Annotated in this window: 11 protein-coding genes; 5 read left to right on the plus strand and 6 right to left on the minus strand. The window is 67.9% G+C overall.

From position 1 onward, the window contains the following. Positions 1–6: 6 nt before the first annotated feature. Positions 7–2,505, plus strand: coding sequence for a hypothetical protein (locus AAHS21_RS02745; RefSeq protein ID WP_342926168.1), 2,499 nt, complete (start codon positions 7–9; stop codon positions 2,503–2,505). A gap of 245 nt (positions 2,506–2,750) precedes the next feature. Here the strand turns inward: AAHS21_RS02745 and AAHS21_RS02750 are convergent, their stop codons facing one another. Further along, positions 2,751–3,290, minus strand: a complete 540-nt coding sequence (locus tag AAHS21_RS02750) for an Rv0340 family IniB-related protein (RefSeq protein WP_342926169.1) — start codon at positions 3,288–3,290, stop codon at positions 2,751–2,753. A gap of 257 nt (positions 3,291–3,547) precedes the next feature. Here AAHS21_RS02750 and iniR point away from each other — a divergent pair, with 257 nt between their 5' ends. The 4 genes from iniR to AAHS21_RS02770 all read left to right on the plus strand — a co-directional run bounded on the left by iniR (position 3,548) and on the right by AAHS21_RS02770 (position 11,690). Then, positions 3,548–5,950 (plus strand): isoniazid response ATPase/transcriptional regulator IniR, encoded by a 2,403-nt coding sequence (gene iniR / locus AAHS21_RS02755; RefSeq protein WP_342926170.1) that lies wholly within the window; start codon positions 3,548–3,550, stop codon positions 5,948–5,950. Between the two features lie 136 nt (positions 5,951–6,086). Beyond that, positions 6,087–9,077 (plus strand): (Fe-S)-binding protein, encoded by a 2,991-nt coding sequence (locus AAHS21_RS02760; protein ID WP_342926171.1) that lies wholly within the window; start codon positions 6,087–6,089, stop codon positions 9,075–9,077. A gap of 30 nt (positions 9,078–9,107) precedes the next feature. Then, positions 9,108–10,397, plus strand: coding sequence for a pyridoxal phosphate-dependent aminotransferase (locus AAHS21_RS02765; protein ID WP_342926172.1), 1,290 nt, complete (start codon positions 9,108–9,110; stop codon positions 10,395–10,397). A 21-nt stretch (positions 10,398–10,418) separates the two neighbouring features. Beyond that, entirely contained in the window at positions 10,419–11,690 is a 1,272-nt protein-coding gene (locus AAHS21_RS02770) for a YibE/F family protein (RefSeq protein ID WP_342926173.1), read from the plus strand. Here AAHS21_RS02770 and rfbA read toward each other — a convergent pair. From rfbA to AAHS21_RS02795, 5 genes are all read right to left on the minus strand, one after another. Then, on the minus strand, positions 11,641–12,507 hold the full coding sequence (gene rfbA / locus AAHS21_RS02775; protein ID WP_342926174.1) for a glucose-1-phosphate thymidylyltransferase RfbA: 867 nt from the start codon (positions 12,505–12,507) through the stop codon (positions 11,641–11,643). The two genes, AAHS21_RS02770 and rfbA, sit on opposite strands and share 50 nt — an antisense overlap. 17 nt (positions 12,508–12,524) lie before the next feature. Further along, positions 12,525–12,875: a nuclear transport factor 2 family protein gene (locus tag AAHS21_RS02780; RefSeq protein WP_342926175.1), complete on the minus strand. Its 351-nt coding sequence runs from the start codon at positions 12,873–12,875 to the stop codon at positions 12,525–12,527. 52 nt (positions 12,876–12,927) lie between these two features. After that, the gene (locus AAHS21_RS02785) at positions 12,928–13,683 is read right to left on the minus strand and encodes a maleylpyruvate isomerase family mycothiol-dependent enzyme (protein ID WP_342926176.1); all 756 of its coding nucleotides are present in this window, start codon (positions 13,681–13,683) and stop codon (positions 12,928–12,930) included. A gap of 29 nt (positions 13,684–13,712) precedes the next feature. Further along, on the minus strand, positions 13,713–15,038 hold the full coding sequence (locus AAHS21_RS02790) for a UDP-glucose/GDP-mannose dehydrogenase family protein (protein WP_342926177.1): 1,326 nt from the start codon (positions 15,036–15,038) through the stop codon (positions 13,713–13,715). 89 nt (positions 15,039–15,127) lie between these two features. Next, complete coding sequence (locus tag AAHS21_RS02795; protein ID WP_342926550.1) at positions 15,128–16,669, minus strand: hypothetical protein; 1,542 nt, start codon at positions 16,667–16,669, stop codon at positions 15,128–15,130. Positions 16,670–16,853: the final 184 nt, after the last annotated feature.

Below are 16,853 nucleotides of genomic sequence, written 5' to 3' on the forward strand. Positions count from 1 at the left end.
TGCCGCGTGGCCTCCCAACCCGCCCTCGCCGCTCAACGAACCGGTGCTGCGAGCGCCGCCGATACCAAGTCCAGCGCCGCCCGCCGCGGCGGCACCACCCTGACCGCCGACGCCGACACCCCCGAGCGGGCCGGCGACGTGGGGAGTGGCGGCACCGTTCAGCGCGGCCCCTTCGCTAGCGATCAACCCCGCCTGACCGCTGGCGCCCAGGGCCGCGTTGCCGCTTGCCCCCAGGGCTGCATTGCCGCCGGCACCGGCGAGTGCACCGGCATTGCCGGCACCCGCCAGCTGGCCGCCAGCACCGAAACTTGCCTGGCTCGCCAGAGCAGCCTGGCCGCCCAAGCCAGCTTGACCACCCAGATTGCTGCCGCCGGACAGTCCACCGCCAGCACCGAACGCGCCGCCAGCCTGGCCACCGAGACCTCCCTGAGCAGCGGCACCAGCCTGACCACCAGCACCAAAGCCCCCACCGATCTGGCTACCAGCCCCAGCACCGAAACCGCCCCCAGCCTGTCCGCCAGCGCCGAGACCGATCTGAGTGCCGGCGCCAAAGCCACCACCGAGCTGACCGCCCGCCCCGAAACCAGCGCCGGCCTGACCACCAGCACCGAGACCGCTACCGATCTGGCTGCCCGCGCCGAAACCACCGCCGGTCTGAACACCGGCACCGAAGCCAGCGCCGGCCTGGCCGCCAGCGCCGAAACTTGCCTGGCTCGCCAGAGCAGCCTGGCCGCCCAGACCAGCCTGACCACCAGCACCCAAGCCGCCACCGATCTGGCTACCAGCCCCAGCACCGAAACCGCCCCCAGCCTGTCCGCCAGCGCCGAGACCGCTACCGATCTGAGTGCCGGCGCCAAAGCCACCACCGAGCTGACCGCCCGCCCCGAAACCAGCGCCGGCCTGACCACCAGCACCGAGACCGCTACCGATCTGGCTGCCCGCGCCGAAACCACCGCCGGCTTCACCCCGCAGACCAACGCCGGCGTGGCCGGCGGCGTCGCCGCCAATTCCGCCACCGCCGTTGAATCCAGCACCAGCACCGACCGCAGTGCGGCCACCAAAGCCGCCCTCACCGCCAAGGCCCGCGCCGCCACCAAACCCAGCGCCACCGTCGACTCCACCACCGGCCCCCAGGCCGACACCCTCACCGAAACCAGCACGGCCACCAAAGCCGCCCTCACCGCCAAGGCCCGCGCCGCCACCAAACCCAGCGCCACCGTCGACTCCACCACCGGCCCGCAGGCCGACGCTCTCGCCGAAGCCGGCGTGGCCACCAAAGCCGCTCTCACCACCAAGGCCCGCGCCGCCACCAAACCCAGCGCCACCGTCGACTCCACCACCGGCCCGCAGGCCGACGCTCTCGCCGAAGCCGGCGTGGCCACCAAAGCCGCTCTCACCACCGACACCGATACCGGTGCGACCACCCAGGCCGACCTCACTGGCCAGACCGAAGCCGGTGTGTCCGCCGAAGCCACCACCAAGGCCAAGGCCGCTCTCGCCGCCAAAACCAAGTCCCGCACGGCCGCCGAATCCGGTCTGCGCACCCAAACCGATGCCCGTCAGGCCGCCGCCGCCAAGACCGAAGCCCGTGTGTCCGCCGAAGCCACCACCAAGACCCAGACCGGCATTGATCCCAACGCCCAGACCGAACTCGCCCCCGAAGCCGGTACCGAACCCGGTTCCATGGCCGAATTCACCGAAGCCAGGCCGGTCACCCCAGCCATGTCCCCACCCGGGTCGCCCGTCACCCCAGCCATGTCCCCAGCCAGGCCGCCCGTCACCCCAGCCATGTCCCCACCCGGGTCGCCCGTCACCCCAACCGTGTCCCCAACCAGGCCGCCCGTCACCCCAGCCATGTCCCCAGCCAGGCCGCCCGTCACCCCAACCGTGTCCCCAACCAGGCCGCCCGTCACCCCAACCCGGGCCGAAGCCGCCCCAGCCAGGGCCGAAACCGGGACCAAACCCGCCGGTGCCGGGACCAATGCCCCACCCAGGTTGCAGGCCGAACCCGCCGTAGCCGGCCCCGTAAAGACCGGCGTCGACAGCGCCGAGCAGTCCACCACCCACGTTGCCGACGATCGCGCTTCCCAGACCGAGAGCGGCGCCGGCGCCGTCGACCACCGGGGCAATCGCGTCACCCACCAGGGCGCCCGCGTCCTGGGCAACCTCGCCGACAAGGCCGACGGGACCGTACCCGTAGCCCGGGTCGTATCCCCCGTAGCCAGCGTCGTAGCCGCCATAGCCCTGGTCGTAGCCGTAGCCGTCATAACCCGGGGCAAAGCCGTACTGATCGGTCAGCACTTGCTGCAACCCCCCGATCGGGTCGCCCGCGCCAAGGGGCACACCAGGAAGAGCGCTGGCAACCGCAGAGGAGAACTCCTCCGGAGCCACGTTGACCAAGCCTGCGTCGGTCATGGCCTGCCCGGGGCCCGCAACGAAAGCGCGGGCGGCGTCCGGGTTGCCAAACAAACCCATGATGTATTGGATCAGCCGGTCCATGATTGATTCCCCTTCACATCCCCTGCGCCGGATCGACCGGCGTTCTGCAATACACGCTATGGATTCCGCCCCTCCTCGGAATCGGGGACGGATCCCCCAGCCGACCGGTTCCTCACCGGGATCCGTGGGGGCTGCCCGTTAGGGGATTAGGGGATATGTTCCGTAACCCCGACGCAGCACCAAACACTCCCCTATCGGACAGTGTTAGCGCAGTTCAGGACTGCAGGGATGCAAAGGGGGCGGCCGAACAATCAGCCGTGCAGGCCGAAGTCGTGGTGCTCCGGCTCGCCGGGGTGTGGGTGGGCGACCTGGTGATCCCACAGGCTCAGGTCGTGCGCCGGGAATCCCCCGTGATCGACCGGGTTATCCGGTGTTTCGGAGCCTGTGAGCTGCACCGATGCCCCAGGCGACTCAATGCCGAAGGGCCGCGGATCGACCGGCGTCTCGACGGGTGCGGGGGTCGACGGCGGATGGATCACGCTGCTTGCCGGGCCATGCGAATCGACCATCCCAGTGGGGGTGTGCGGTGTGAACGCATCCAGGGCGGCCGCGGCCGCACCACTTGCCCACACGTTTCCGTGATCGGGGGCGGGCACGCTTGACGCGGGACCGGCGGGAGTGCCCATCGACAGCGAATCCGTCACCATTGGAATCAAGTTATTCACATCGGCGCTGGTCACATCGGTAAGGTGGGCCTCCGCGATGGACTGCGCGGGGTTGGCCGCGTACCGGGCCGCAGCGTCGGGATCGCGGACCAGCGAGATCACGAAATCGAGCAATGAGTTTGCCATCGGGCACACCTCCTCGCCGTTCGTTGCCCTTGCCGGCGGCATCCACAGGGACCGCCCAGTCAATTACCACGATGCTATCCGTCCGACCCAGTGCTGTGATCGGTGCACAACCCACCAGGCGCGCGAGGGCATTAGGGGGTGGCACTGTAGGGGAATCGCAGGGCTACGGGGATGGCTCCCCGGATACGGGGGTTGGTGGGGCTATGGTGGAAAACTGCTCCTGACCACCAATGCAGCACCGATTAGGGGGACGCGACATGAGCGACTCCCCGATCCTCGAACAGGTCATTCGGGCCTTGGCCGACGCGTCGACGATTCCGGTGAAGCTCATGATCCGTGGCGGCATCGGGACCGGCAAGACGACCGCCCTGGCCGCCGCCCGCAACGCGCTGCGGGGAGCCGGACTAACCGTGCTCACCCGCCCACCCCAGGCCGGCGATGCACCCGACGCCGCGCTGGTGATCGACGACGCTCACCTGCTGACCGAGCCCGAACTGCTTTGCCTCACCGACTGCGTCGCCGACCCGCGGACCACCGTGGTGGTGGCCGCCGAGCCGCAGGAGCGCCTGCGGGAGCTGACCGTGGCGATGGAACGGGATCGACCGCCGATATCGCTGGGCCCCCTTCCCGTCGACGAAGGCCTGCTGGCGTGCACTGCGGGACTCCCGTTTCTGGTGCACGCGACGTCCGAGGGCAAACACGACCCGGCCCAGGCGGCGACCTTCGCGCTGATCACGCGACTGCGTCGGCTCGACGAGCCGGACCTGGACACGCTCCTCATCCTGTCGCTGACCCAAGAGCTAGGGCCGGCCGATGTGGCCGCGGCACTGGGTATTTCAGCAACCGATGCACGTCGGCTGGTCGATCGGGCCCGCGCCAGCGGGCTGATCGAGCCCTCACACTCCCCCGAATTCCTCCAGCTGGTCCATGCCGCGATCGCCCAGATCGTCGGAAATGCCCACCACCGCGAGGTCGAAACCGCGCTGCTGCGTTCACAACTGGACATGTCGACGGTTTCGCCGACGTTCGCGTTGCGGCTCGCCGAACACGGACTCAAAGACGACCGGCTAGCGGCCATCCTCGCAGGGCATGCCGCGGCAGCACGCGGCGTATCCGCCAGGGCCGCAAGGCTTTACCGGGCCGCCGTTGCAGCCGGAGCCGAAGGGCTGATGTCTCGAGTCGCCGACGCGCTCGCCCTCAACGGAGATTGCGCCGCCGCGGCAGCACTGGCCGACGAGCTGCTGAGCTCACCTGATTCCGCTGAACGCGCTGCAGCGGTCCGGATTTCGGCCAGCATTGCGGCCCACGAGGGCAACGCGAATCAGGCAGCGGAATTGTTCAGCTGGCTGGGCCCGCACCCGGACGCGGTGGTCGCCGCGGCCGCCGCGATCGCGCTCGCCTCGACCGGTGATGTGGTGACGGCGCGTGCCGCGCTGCGCCTCAAGGACGCCGGCCCGCCGACGATGGCCGCCCGCACCGCGCGCAGTCTGGCCGAGGGGCTGCTGCTGACGATGGACCACCCGTATCCGGCCGCGATCGCGAAACTGGGCCAGTCGATCGCCGCCGAACAGCTTGTGAGCGAAGTGATTCCGGACAGCCCGGCGGCATTGGTGACCCTGGCCGCGATCCACGGCGGCGATCCGGTCCGTGCCCGCAGCGTGATCGGCCGCGCAGCGCGCGCCGACGGTGACGCGCTCTTCGGGCCTCGGCACACCTTGCTGTCCGGCTGGATCAAGATGCAGGACGGGCAGCTGCCGTCGGCCGGTGCGGATGTCGCGGCGGTCGGTTCGACCGGGTTACACCGGCGCGACGCATTGTGGGCGGCGGCCCTACAGACGGCGATCGCGCGTCGCAGCGGTGACACCGGTGCACTTCAAAAGCATTGGTACGCGGGCATGGAGGTGTTGTCCGAGTACTCCATCGACCTGTTCGCGCTGTTGCCGTTGGGCGAGTTGTGGGTGGGCGCCGCCCGGATACGCCAGGTCGATCAGCTACGCCACGCCCTGGATCAGGCGTTCACCCTGCTGGAGTCGCTGGGCAACCCGGTCTTGTGGTCAATCCCACTGCATTGGGCCGGCGTGCACGCGGGAATCCTGGCCAACGCACCGGATCTGGTCGCCCCGCATGGGCAAGCCCTCAGTGCGTCAACCGGATCCAGCACCCTGGCGCAGGCCCTGTCGGGTTCCGGCCGCACCTGGCTACGGGTCCTGGCCAACCAGGTCGACGCCGACGAAGTCACCGCGTCGGCGCGGGCGCTGGCGCATGTCGGGCTGACGTCGGACGCGACCCGGCTGGCCGGGCAAGCCGCGCTGCAAACACCCGACGGCAGGGTGTCCGGCGCGATGCTGCAACTGGCCCGGGATCTCAAGCAGGGGGCGGACCCGGGTGACGCGCCCACCGGGCCGACCGGCGACGAGCCCGGCGGCGCGGTTTCGTCGCCCTCGCATCAGCCCACCTCGGGATCGCCGCTGTCGCACCGCGAGCGCGAGGTCGCCGAACTCCTGCTGCTGGGCATGCCATACCGCGACATCGGTGCCCAACTCTTCATTTCGGCGAAGACCGTTGAGCACCACGTGGCCCGCATTCGCCGTCGGCTGGGCGCCGGCTCCCGCTCGGAGATGTTGTCTATGTTACGTGCCATGCTGACCCCGGAAGGCTAAGCCGCAGGTCAAAGGCTTTCGCGAGTCAAAGTTAGGGCAACCTTTCTCGCGTCGGTAGCAGCCCGGATGTCACTATGAGCTAGCAAAGATCGAACGAATTTTCGTTGAGCGACGATGCAATGGGGAGAGATCTTCGGTGACCACGCAGACGATCATCAGATTGGTGTTGGGGCTGGGCCTGACCGCGATCGTGGCGTTGTTCGCACTCAAACGCGTCTGGTGGCTGTATCGACTGGTCATGTCCGGGCAGCCGGTGAGCGGTCGCACCGACAACGTGGGCACCCGCATCTGGACGCAGATCGCCGAGGTGTTCGGTCAGCGCAAGCTGCTGAAGTGGTCGATCCCTGGTCTTGCGCACTTCTTCACCATGTGGGGCTTCTTCATCCTCATCACGGTGTACATCGAGGCGTACGGCACGCTGTTCCAACCCAACTTCCACATCCCGATCGTCGGCCGATGGGATGCACTGGGTTTCTTGCAGGACTTCATCGCGCTCGCCGTGCTGGCCGGCATCATCACGTTCTCGATCATCCGATTGCGCAGTGAACCAAAGGAACACGGCCGTGCGTCGCGGTTCTACGGCTCCCACACCGGTGGCGCCTGGCTGATCCTGTTCATGATCTCGCTGGTCATCATCAGCTTCGCGATCTTCCGCGGCGCCTCTGTCGTCACCGGCAACTTCCCCTACGGCCGGGGTGCGTTCTTCTCGCACGCCATGGGCGCGCTCATGCAACCACTGGGTGTGACCGCGAACGAATGGATCGAGACCTTCGCTCTGCTGGCTCACATCGCCGTGGCGTTGTTCTTCTTGCTCATCGTGCTGCACTCCAAGCACCTGCATATCTTCCTGGCGCCGATCAACGTCACCTTCAAACGCCTGCCCGACGGCCTCGGTCCGCTGCTGCCGATGGAATCCGGTGGCAAGCCGATCAACTTCGAAGATCCAGGCGAGGACGACGTTTTCGGTCGCGGCAAGATCGAGGACTTCACCTGGAAGGCGAACCTCGACTTCGCCACCTGTACCGAGTGCGGGCGCTGCCAGTCGCAGTGCCCAGCCTGGAATACCGGAAAACCGTTGTCGCCCAAGCTCGTCATCATGGATCTGCGCGATCACTGGATGGCCAAGGCGCCTTACATCCTGGGTGAGAAGACCGCGGAGCCGATGGAGGGTCTGGACCTGGAGACGGTCGAAGAAGAAGGCCACCACGTTCCGGAGTCCGGCTTCGGCCGGGTTCCCGGCCACGGACCCGAGCAGGTGGCCCGCCCGCTGGTCGGCACCGCCGAGCAGGGCGGTGTGATCGATCCCGACGTGCTGTGGTCGTGCGTGTCCTGCGGAGCCTGCGTCGAACAGTGCCCGGTGGACATCGAGCACGTCGATCACATCATCGACATGCGCCGCTACCAGGTGATGATGGAGTCGGAGTTCCCGTCCGAGCTGTCGGTGCTGTTCAAGAACCTGGAGACCAAGGGCAACCCGTGGGGCCAGAACGCCGGTGACCGGACCAACTGGATCGACGAGGTCGACTTCGACGTCCCGGTCTACGGCGAGGACGTCGAGAGCTTCGACGGCTACGAGTACCTGTTCTGGGTGGGTTGCGCCGGCGCCTACGACGACAAGGCCAAGAAGACCACGAAGGCCGTCGCCGAGCTGCTGGCCATCGCCGGGGTGAAGTTCATGGTGCTGGGCACCGGGGAGTCCTGCAACGGTGACTCCGCGCGCCGGTCCGGCAACGAGTTCCTGTTCCAGCAGCTGGCCGCCCAGGCCGTCGAGACGCTGGACGGGGTCTTCGAGGGCGTGGAGACCGTCGACCGCAAGATCGTCGTCACCTGCCCGCACTGCTTCAACACCATTGGCAGGGAATACCGCCAGCTGGGCGCCAACTACAGCGTGCTGCACCACACCCAGCTGCTGAACCGGTTGGTGCGCGACAAGAAGCTGGTGCCGGTAACGCCTGTCTCGCAAGACATTACGTATCACGACCCGTGCTACCTGGGCCGTCACAACAAGGTGTACGAGGCGCCGCGCGAGCTGATCGGCTTCGCCGGGGCGAATCTCACCGAGATGCCGCGCAACTCCGACCGCAGCTTCTGCTGCGGCGCGGGCGGTGCGCGCATGTGGATGGAAGAGCACATCGGCAAGCGCATCAACCACGAACGCGTCGACGAAGCGCTGGCCACCAACGCCGCGACGATCGCGACCGGCTGCCCGTTCTGCCGCGTGATGGTCACCGACGGTGTCAACGACCGGCAGGAGGAGGCCGGCCGCAGCGGGGTCGAGGTGCTCGACGTGGCGCAGATCCTGCTCGGGTCCCTCGAGTACGACAAGGCCACGCTGCCGGAGAAGGGCACGGCCGCGAAGGAAGCAGAGAAGCGGGCCGCCAAGGCCGAGCCCAAGGCCGCTGCTCCCGCCGCGACGGCACCGGCGAAGGAGGCGCCCGCGGAGGCCGAGGAGCCCGCGGCCGCCGAGCCCGAGCAGCCAGCCAAGGCCGCGGCGCCGGCCAAGGGGCTGGGGATCGCCGGCGGTGCCAAGCGTCCCGGTGCCAAGAAGGCCGCAGCCCCGGCAGCAGAAGAACCTGCTGCTGAGGCCAAGACGGAAGCCGCCCCCGCCAAGGGCCTGGGCATGGCTGCCGGCGCCCGAAAGCCGGGCGCCAAGAAAGCCGCCGAGGCCCCCGCAGCGGAAGCACCCGCGGCCGAGGAAAAGGCCGACGCCGCTGAGGCCAAGGCGCCGACCGCACCCGTCAAGGGCCTCGGCATGGCCGCCGGCGCCCGAAAGCCGGGCGCCAAGAAAGCAGCCCCGACCGCCGCGGAACCGGCGACCGAAACCAAGCCGGAAAGCACGCAGGCCGCCGAGCCGAAGGCCGAGACCGCCGAACCCCAGGCTGCGGCTGCACCCGTCAAGGGTCTGGGCATCGCCGCGGGAGCCAAGCGCCCGGGCGCCAAGAAGGCCGCGGCCCCCGCCGCCGAAGCGAAGGCTGAGGCCCCCGCACCCGTCGAGCAAAAGGCCGAGGCCAAGCCCGAGCCGAAGCCGGAGCCGTCCGAGGACACCAACGGTGACGCGGCGCCCCCGGCAGCCCCTGTCAAGGGGCTCGGGATCGCACGCGGGGCCCGTCCCCCGGGGAAGCGCTGATCACAGATTGGCTTCTATCAGCAAAAATCGGTGGACGCCGATGGCACCATTGGTGACGTGACCACTCACCAGGTGCCCGTGCACAGCCCCGGCCACCACCGGCAGCGGATCTTCGCGCAGTCGTCCAAGCTGCAGGACGTTCTGTACGAAATTCGCGGCCCGGTGCACCAGCATGCCGCGCGTCTGGAGGCCGAGGGCCACCGCATCCTCAAGCTCAACATCGGCAACCCGGCGCCGTTCGGCTTCGACGCACCCGATGTGATCATGCGCGACATGATCCAGGCGCTGCCCTATGCGCAGGGTTACTCGGATTCGCAGGGCATCCTGCCGGCCCGCCGCGCGGTGGTCACCCGCTATGAGCTGGTCGAGGGCTTCCCGCGATTCGACGTCGACGACGTCTTTTTGGGCAACGGGTGTTCCGAGCTGATCACGATGACGCTGCAGGCCCTGCTCGACAACGGCGATCAGGTGCTGATTCCCTCGCCCGACTACCCGTTGTGGACGGCGTCGACGTCGCTGGCCGGGGGCACGCCGGTGCACTACCTGTGCGACGAGACCCAGGGCTGGCAGCCCGACATCGCCGACATGGAGTCGAAGATCACCGAGCGCACCAAGGCGCTGGTCGTGATCAACCCGAACAACCCCACCGGCGCCGTGTACAGCCGCGACATCCTCACCCAGATCGTCGCGCTGGCGCGTAAGCACCAACTACTGCTGCTGGCCGACGAGATCTACGACAAGATCCTCTACGGCGACGCCAGGCACATCAGCCTGGCCACGCTGGCGCCGGACCTGCTGTGCCTGACCTTCAACGGCCTGTCGAAGGCTTACCGGGTGGCCGGGTACCGGGCCGGCTGGCTCGCGATCACCGGGCCCAAGGACCACGCCAGCAGCTTCATCGAGGGAATCAGCCTGCTGGCCAACATGCGACTGTGCCCCAACGTGCCCGCCCAGCATGCGATCCAGGTCGCCCTCGGCGGCTACCAGAGCATCGACGACCTGGTGCTGCCCGGCGGCCGACTGCTCGAGCAACGCGATGTCGCGTGGACCAAGCTCAACCAGATCCCCGGGGTGTCCTGTGTGAAGCCGGATGGCGCGCTGTACGCGTTCCCGCGGCTTGACCCCGAGGTCTACGACATCGAGGACGACGAACAGCTGGTGCTGGACCTGCTGCTGCAGGAGAAGATCCTGGTAGGCCAGGGCACCGGCTTCAACTGGCCGGCCCCGGATCACCTGCGCATCGTGACCCTGCCGTGGGCCCGTGACCTGTCGGCGGCGATCGAACGGCTGGGCAACTTCCTGACCGCCTACCGGCAGTAGGCCGCCTCTACGGTGGAGCGGGTGACCCACTCGCACTCGCACAATCTGTCGTCAGGACCGTCCCCGCTGGGTCCGCTGCCCGCCAAGATCGTCGTCGGGCTGTTGGTCGCGATCGGGATCGCCGTGATTGCCGGTGCGGCGTTGTTGTGGCCGAGCCGCCAGCATGTCACCATCCCGATGCCGTATCAGAGCGCTACCGGCGGGGCGGTGACCACCGAGCGCGCGCACGTGCTGTCCAGCGGGTTGGGCGACTGCGGCAGCGCGTCGGCCAGTCAGGTGCTCACCACGGCTCCGCAGCCGGGGACGCCGGGCGCGGGCCGATGCGTCGAGACGTTGGTCGCAATCGATTCCGGGCCGAATGCCGGCGCGAAAACCCTGTTGGAATTCTCGCCCGGCCCCGGACAGCCGCAATTCAAATCCGACGACCACATCCGGGTGGTGCGCCAGGTCGATCCGCAAGGCGCCACCACGTACGCCTTTTACGACTTCGAGCGCGGCTGGTCGCTGGTAGGGCTGGCCCTGGCGTTCGCGTTGGTCATCGTCGCGGTCGCGCGCTGGCGCGGGTTGCTGGCGCTGGTCGGAATCGTGGTCGCGTTTCTGGTGCTGGTGGTCTTCTTGCTGCCGGCGCTGCGCGACGGCGCACCCGCGGTTCCGGTGGCCCTGGTGGCCTCGGCGGCCATTCTGTACGTGGTCATCTACCTCGCCCACGGCGTCAACCTGCGCACCAGCGCCGCCCTGCTGGGCACCTTGTCGGCATTGCTATTAGCAGCCGGATTATCCTGGGGCGCAATCAAATTAGCGCATTTGACCGGGCTGTCGGATGAACAGAACTCGGCGGTCAGCGCGTATTTGGGCAGTGTGTCGATCAGTGGGCTGCTGCTCGCCGGGTTCATCATCGGCTCGCTGGGTGTGCTCAACGATGTGACGGTCACACAGGCGTCGACCGTCTTCGAGCTCGCCCATGTCGGCGGTGACACCTCGCGGCGGACGATCTTCCTGAGCGCGATTCGGGTGGGGCGCGATCACATCGCCAGCACCGTCTACACGCTGGTGCTGGCGTACGCCGGCAGCTCGCTGCCGCTGCTGTTGCTCTTCAGCGTCGCGAACCGATCGCTGAGCGACGTGCTGATCAGCGAGAGCGTGGCCATCGAACTCGTGCGCTCCGCGGTGGGCGGAATCGCGCTCGCGCTGTCGGTGCCGCTGACCACGGCGATCGCCGCCGTGCTGGCCAAACCGGGCGAGCTCAGCCCCGCTCCATCATCTCCAGCAGGTAGCCGCCATAGCCGGACTTGAGCAACGTGTGAGCACGAGTGGCCAACTCGTCGTCGGTGATCCAGCCCCGCCGCCACCCAACCTCTTCGGGCACACTGACTTTCAGGCCTTGCCGTCGTTCCAGGGTGCGCACGAAGTCACTGGCATCGAGCAGCGAGTCGAAGGTTCCGGTGTCCAGCCAGGCGGTGCCACGGGCCATCACCTCGACCGCGAGCCGGCCGCGGTTGAGGTAGATCCGGTTGACGTCGGTGATCTCGTACTCGCCTCGTGCCGACGGCTTCAAACCCTTCGCGATCTCGATGACGTCGTTATCGTAGAAGTACAGCCCAGGCACCGCGTAATTCGACTTCGGCGTGGCCGGCTTCTCCTCCAGTGACAACGCTAGGCCGTCGGGGCTGAACTCGACCACACCGTAGGCCGACGGGTTGGCCACCCAGTATGCGAAAATCGCTCCGCCATCGATGGATTGGAAGCGATCAAGGCTGGTGCCCAGTCCCGGACCGTAGAAGATGTTGTCTCCCAATACCAAAGCCACCGAGTCGTTGCCAATGTGCTTGTCGCCCAGGACAAAAGCCTGCGCCAGGCCATCAGGGCTCTCCTGCTTGACATAGCTGAGGTTGATGCCGAACTGCGAACCGTCGCCCAGCAGTCGCTGAAAACCGGCCGCGTCGTGCGGGGTGGTGATCACCAAAATGTCGCGGATTCCGGCCATCATCAAGGTGGACAACGGGTAGTAGACCATCGGCTTGTCGTAGACCGGCAGCAACTGCTTGCTGATGCCCATCGTGATCGGGTGCAGGCGAGTGCCCGAACCGCCGGCCAAGATGATTCCGCGCATGTGGTGGCTCCTAAGTCCTAGGTGACGAGGTCGTCCCGGGTGAGTTCGGTGGCTGCCAGTGCCGACGCCAAGTCCGGATGACGGAACACCGAGGTGACATGGTCGTGGACAACACGGAACGCCAGCGCACCGGGAACGCCACCCGTTTGTTCGGCGACCACGACGCCGTCGTGCACGTACATCTCGCCGAGTTCGGTGGTCGCCCGGTTGGACGTGGCCCAGATGCGCAGCGCCTCATGGCCCTGCGCTGCTCCGTGCGCGTCCCCCAGCTCGATGTCGTCACTGGATAGGGCGGCCAAAGTCTCGACGTCCGCGCTGGCGAGAGCGTCGTGCCAAGCCAGCACGGTGGCAATCTCCGATGTGGTCATGGACTAAAAATTACCGTGTACCACTTCTCAGCACGTCGTTTCCCCGACGTTGCTAAAGAGGCGTGCGCTGCAGCCAGGTTTGCCAGACGGTGTCGTCGCCGAACATCTCGATACCGGTGTCGGCGAGCCGAGTTCGGCGCGCCATCGCCAGCAACAGTTCGGTGGCACCGCCGCGTAACGCCGCACTGCCCTTGCCGTGCTCGTGTGACCAGACGACGCCGCCGTCCGAGACCGCGATTGTCCATTCGCCGGCTTCGCCCAGCCCGGGGTCGGTCGCATGCAGGTGCAGGGTCTGGCCGTCCTCGAGCGGCAGTGGGGCGCCGTCGCTTCCGGCCTGGACGGCGATGCGCTCGAGGAACTCGGTGATCCCGTCGGCCGCGACGGCGGGATCGAGGCTGAATTGACGCCCGAGCGCGATGGCCGCATCGGCGCGATGTACCGACGTCTCGTGCAGTCGGCGTCGGATCCACCAATTCGCCGGGCGCTCACCGAGAAAGGTCCATACCGGTGTCTGGACGCCGGACAGCTCGACGGCGTCGAGCAGCCGTTGGGCTCCACCGTGCAACCAGGAGATCGCGTCGGCGGGATCCGGTGGCGGCTTACCGCCTTCAACGCTGCGCACGTCGAGCCGTTCATCGAGTCGGTCCCGCACGATTTGCGCCGCCCAGCGATCGCCGCGGCCGACGTGACGGAACAGCTGCTTGAGGCTCCACTCCGGGCAGGTCGGCACCGGGAGCGATTCGTCGACGTCGCGGAAAAGCTCCGAAAAAGAGCGGTTTTCGTCGAGAAAGGCTGCCGCGTAGTCCACGCGATCAGGCTACTCGTCAAGGATGCGGTCTAGGGACGTCGCGCCCCGAGCCGGAACACCTTCCAGCCCGCCTGCGTCCAGCGCTCGACATCCAGGCAGTTGCGGCCGTCGACGACGACGCGAGCCCGCACCCGGTCGGCGAGGTCGTTCGGGTCGAGGTCGGTGAATTCCTGCCACTCGGTCAGCACCAGGACCGCGTCCGCGCCCTCGCAGGCCTCGGCCACCGACACCGCGTAGTTCAGCGTCGGGAACAGGCGACGCGCGTTCTCCAAAGCCTTCGGATCGTAGACGTTGACCGCGGCCCCGTTGAGCTGCAGTTGGCCGGCGACGTTGAGCGCCGGCGAATCCCGTACATCGTCGGACTCGGGCTTGAAAGCCGCTCCGAGCACGGCGATGTTGGCGCCCAGCAGCGAACCGCCGCACGCGGCGGTCGCCAGCTCAACCATCTTGGTGCGCCGGCGCATGTTGATGCTGTCGACTTCGCGCAGGAACGTCAGCGCCTGGTTGGCGCCCAGCTCCCCGGCGCGGGCCATGAAAGCCCGAATGTCCTTGGGCAGGCAGCCACCGCCAAAACCCAAGCCCGCGTTGAGGAATTTGCGCCCGATGCGGGAGTCATAACCCAGCGCGTCGGCCAGCAGCGTGACGTCCGCCCCCGCGGCCTCACAGACCTCGGAGACAGCATTGATGAACGAAATCTTGGTCGCGAGAAAGGCATTAGCCGAGACCTTGACCAATTCCGCTGTCTGCAAATCGGTTACCAGGAAAGGCACACCAGAGTCGAGGATGGGTGCGTACAGCTCGCGGACAACGATCTCGGAGCGCACCGAATCCTGCTGTATGCCAAGCACAATGCGGTCCGGCTCCAAGGTGTCATGCACCGCGTGGCCCTCACGCAGGAACTCCGGATTCCACGCGATTTCGACGTCGACCCCCGCGGGCGCCAGCGCAGCGGCGCGCTCGCCGAGGTCGGCCGCAGTTCCCACTGGCACAGTCGATTTGCCGACCAGCACGGCCGGCCTGGTCAGCCGGGGTACAAGATTGTCGATGACGGCGTTGACGTGGCTGAGGTCGGCGCCGTACTCGCCCTTCTTTTGCGGCGTGCCGACGCCGAGGAAGTGCACGTCGGCGAAATCGGCCGCCAAGTCGTAGTCGGTGGTGAACCGCAATCTGCCGGCAGCCAGGTTGTCTGTCAGCAACTCCCGGAGACCGGGCTCGTAAAAGGGGATGTCACCCGCGGCGAGCTTGGCGACTTTACCTGGGTCGATATCGACCCCGACGACCTCGTGTCCCAGCACAGCCATGCCGACTGCGTGCGTGGCACCCAGATATCCAGTGCCGAAGACGGTGCATCGCATACCACCGTGTGTAAGGGGCCGCGATGAGCTAACTGCATCGCTCCGTTAAGCGGGAGGCAAACGGGAGGTGACAGCTGGCTCTCGGAGACCTAATGGCGGCCAAACCCGCCGTGTCCGCCGCCGAAACCGCCGTGGCCGCCACCACCGCCGAAGCCCGGGAAGCCGCCGCCGCCACCATGACCGCCCCCGCCGGGGAAGCCGCCACCACCGGGGAACCCGCCACCAGGGTGACCGCCGCCGCCGGGGAAGCCGCCGCCCTCATGGCCCGGATTGCCGGGGAACCCGCCACCGCCGCGGCCCGGGTTATTCGGGAAGCCGCCACCGCCAGGCCCGATCGGGACGCCAGGCACTCCGATGACCGGAGGTATCGGGAGCGGGATCGGGACGGGAATCGGCGCCACGGGCGCGGGCGCCGGAGCTACGGGCACCGGGACCGGCGCGGGCGCGTCGGGTATCGGCGCGGGCGCGTCCGGGACCTGGACCGGAACCGGCGCCGGGGCCTCCGGTATCGGAGCCGGGGCGGGCGCCTGCGGAACGGGCACCTGAGCAACGGGTGCCGGAGCCGGGATCTGGGCCGCCTCAGGCGCGGGCGCCGCTGGAGCCGGTGCAGGGGCGGCGGGCGGCGGAGCCGGAGCCGCCGGCGCCGGTGTGGCTGAGGCGACGATGTTGTGGCTGGGAACGGGCTTCACACCGGCCGTCGGCCGGATTGCGACCGCCAGCGAAACGACCAGCGCCGCCAGGCCGACGATAAAGATCGACGCCACCACGCTGCCCACCAACCCGAAAGACCTGCGCTCGTGGTAATCGGCGAGCGAGGTGGCGGCGGTGTGCTCGCCGGTAAAGGGATCGACGTAGTCCTCAGGAACGGCGCTGTATGCCAGGGCGCCCTCTTCGGAGGCCGGGCTGTTGGAATAGCCGGGGGCAATCGCGAAGGGGTCGATGGCACCGGTGCCGGGGTCCTGGGCGTAGGCCTGTGCGGCGGTGGACGAGGCGAACAGCGGGGCGTGGGCCGACGCCAGGGCGGCGCCGCGAGCCAGCGCCGTCTCAGGCTCCTCGGGCATTGCCAGCGGGAGCGTCGTCGCGGCCTCCAGGGCCGGCTTGATCAGCGGAACATCGACGCCGGAGCCCACGACGAACACCGCGCCCGGGCGCGTATCCAGCGTCTCTGCCTCCGAGACCATCGTGGCCAGCTGTGCCACCGCGGCGTCATCGTCTTCGGGCAGCGGCTGGCGATGCACATCGGCAATCGACCCGTCGGCGGTATCGACGAGCGCCAAGGTCGCGGTGTCGGGTTCGATAAACAGCAGCGCGGTCTGCGCGTAATTGGTTTCGTTGCCGACTGCCTGCGCCAACGCGGCCGCGGCCAGGAAAGCCGAGACCAACATCACATTCTCGACCTTGTGTGCCGCCAGCGCATCGCGCAGGGCGGCCGCCTCGATGGGGTCGGTCCAGGTGACGCCGGTCGACGTCAGCTGGTAGCCGCCCTGGGCCGCACCCTCCTGGGTGCCCAGGATCGCCGAAACCACCTGATCGGCAGCGCTGGTCGTTGCCGCGTCATCGTCCGACGCGACGTCGAAATTGTCTTCATCGACGGTGGCGCCATCGCCATTTTCGCCTTCGACCAGAACCATCCGGACTGCCGTCGGCGCCATCGACACCCCAAGTACGGTGTCCACTGCTCCTCCATTGTCGTTTGCTAGACAGTGCCTTGGAGGACGTCGTCATCGCAGACTCCGGCTGCCTCGAGACGACGTGATTCCCCACCCTGTATTCCCCTAGCGACCCGACTTTACGCGCCTTCGAGCTCGGTCGCGT

It is taken from the genome of Mycobacterium sp. 050272 (assembly GCF_039023525.1).
Classification (GTDB): Bacteria; Actinomycetota; Actinomycetes; order Mycobacteriales; family Mycobacteriaceae; genus Mycobacterium.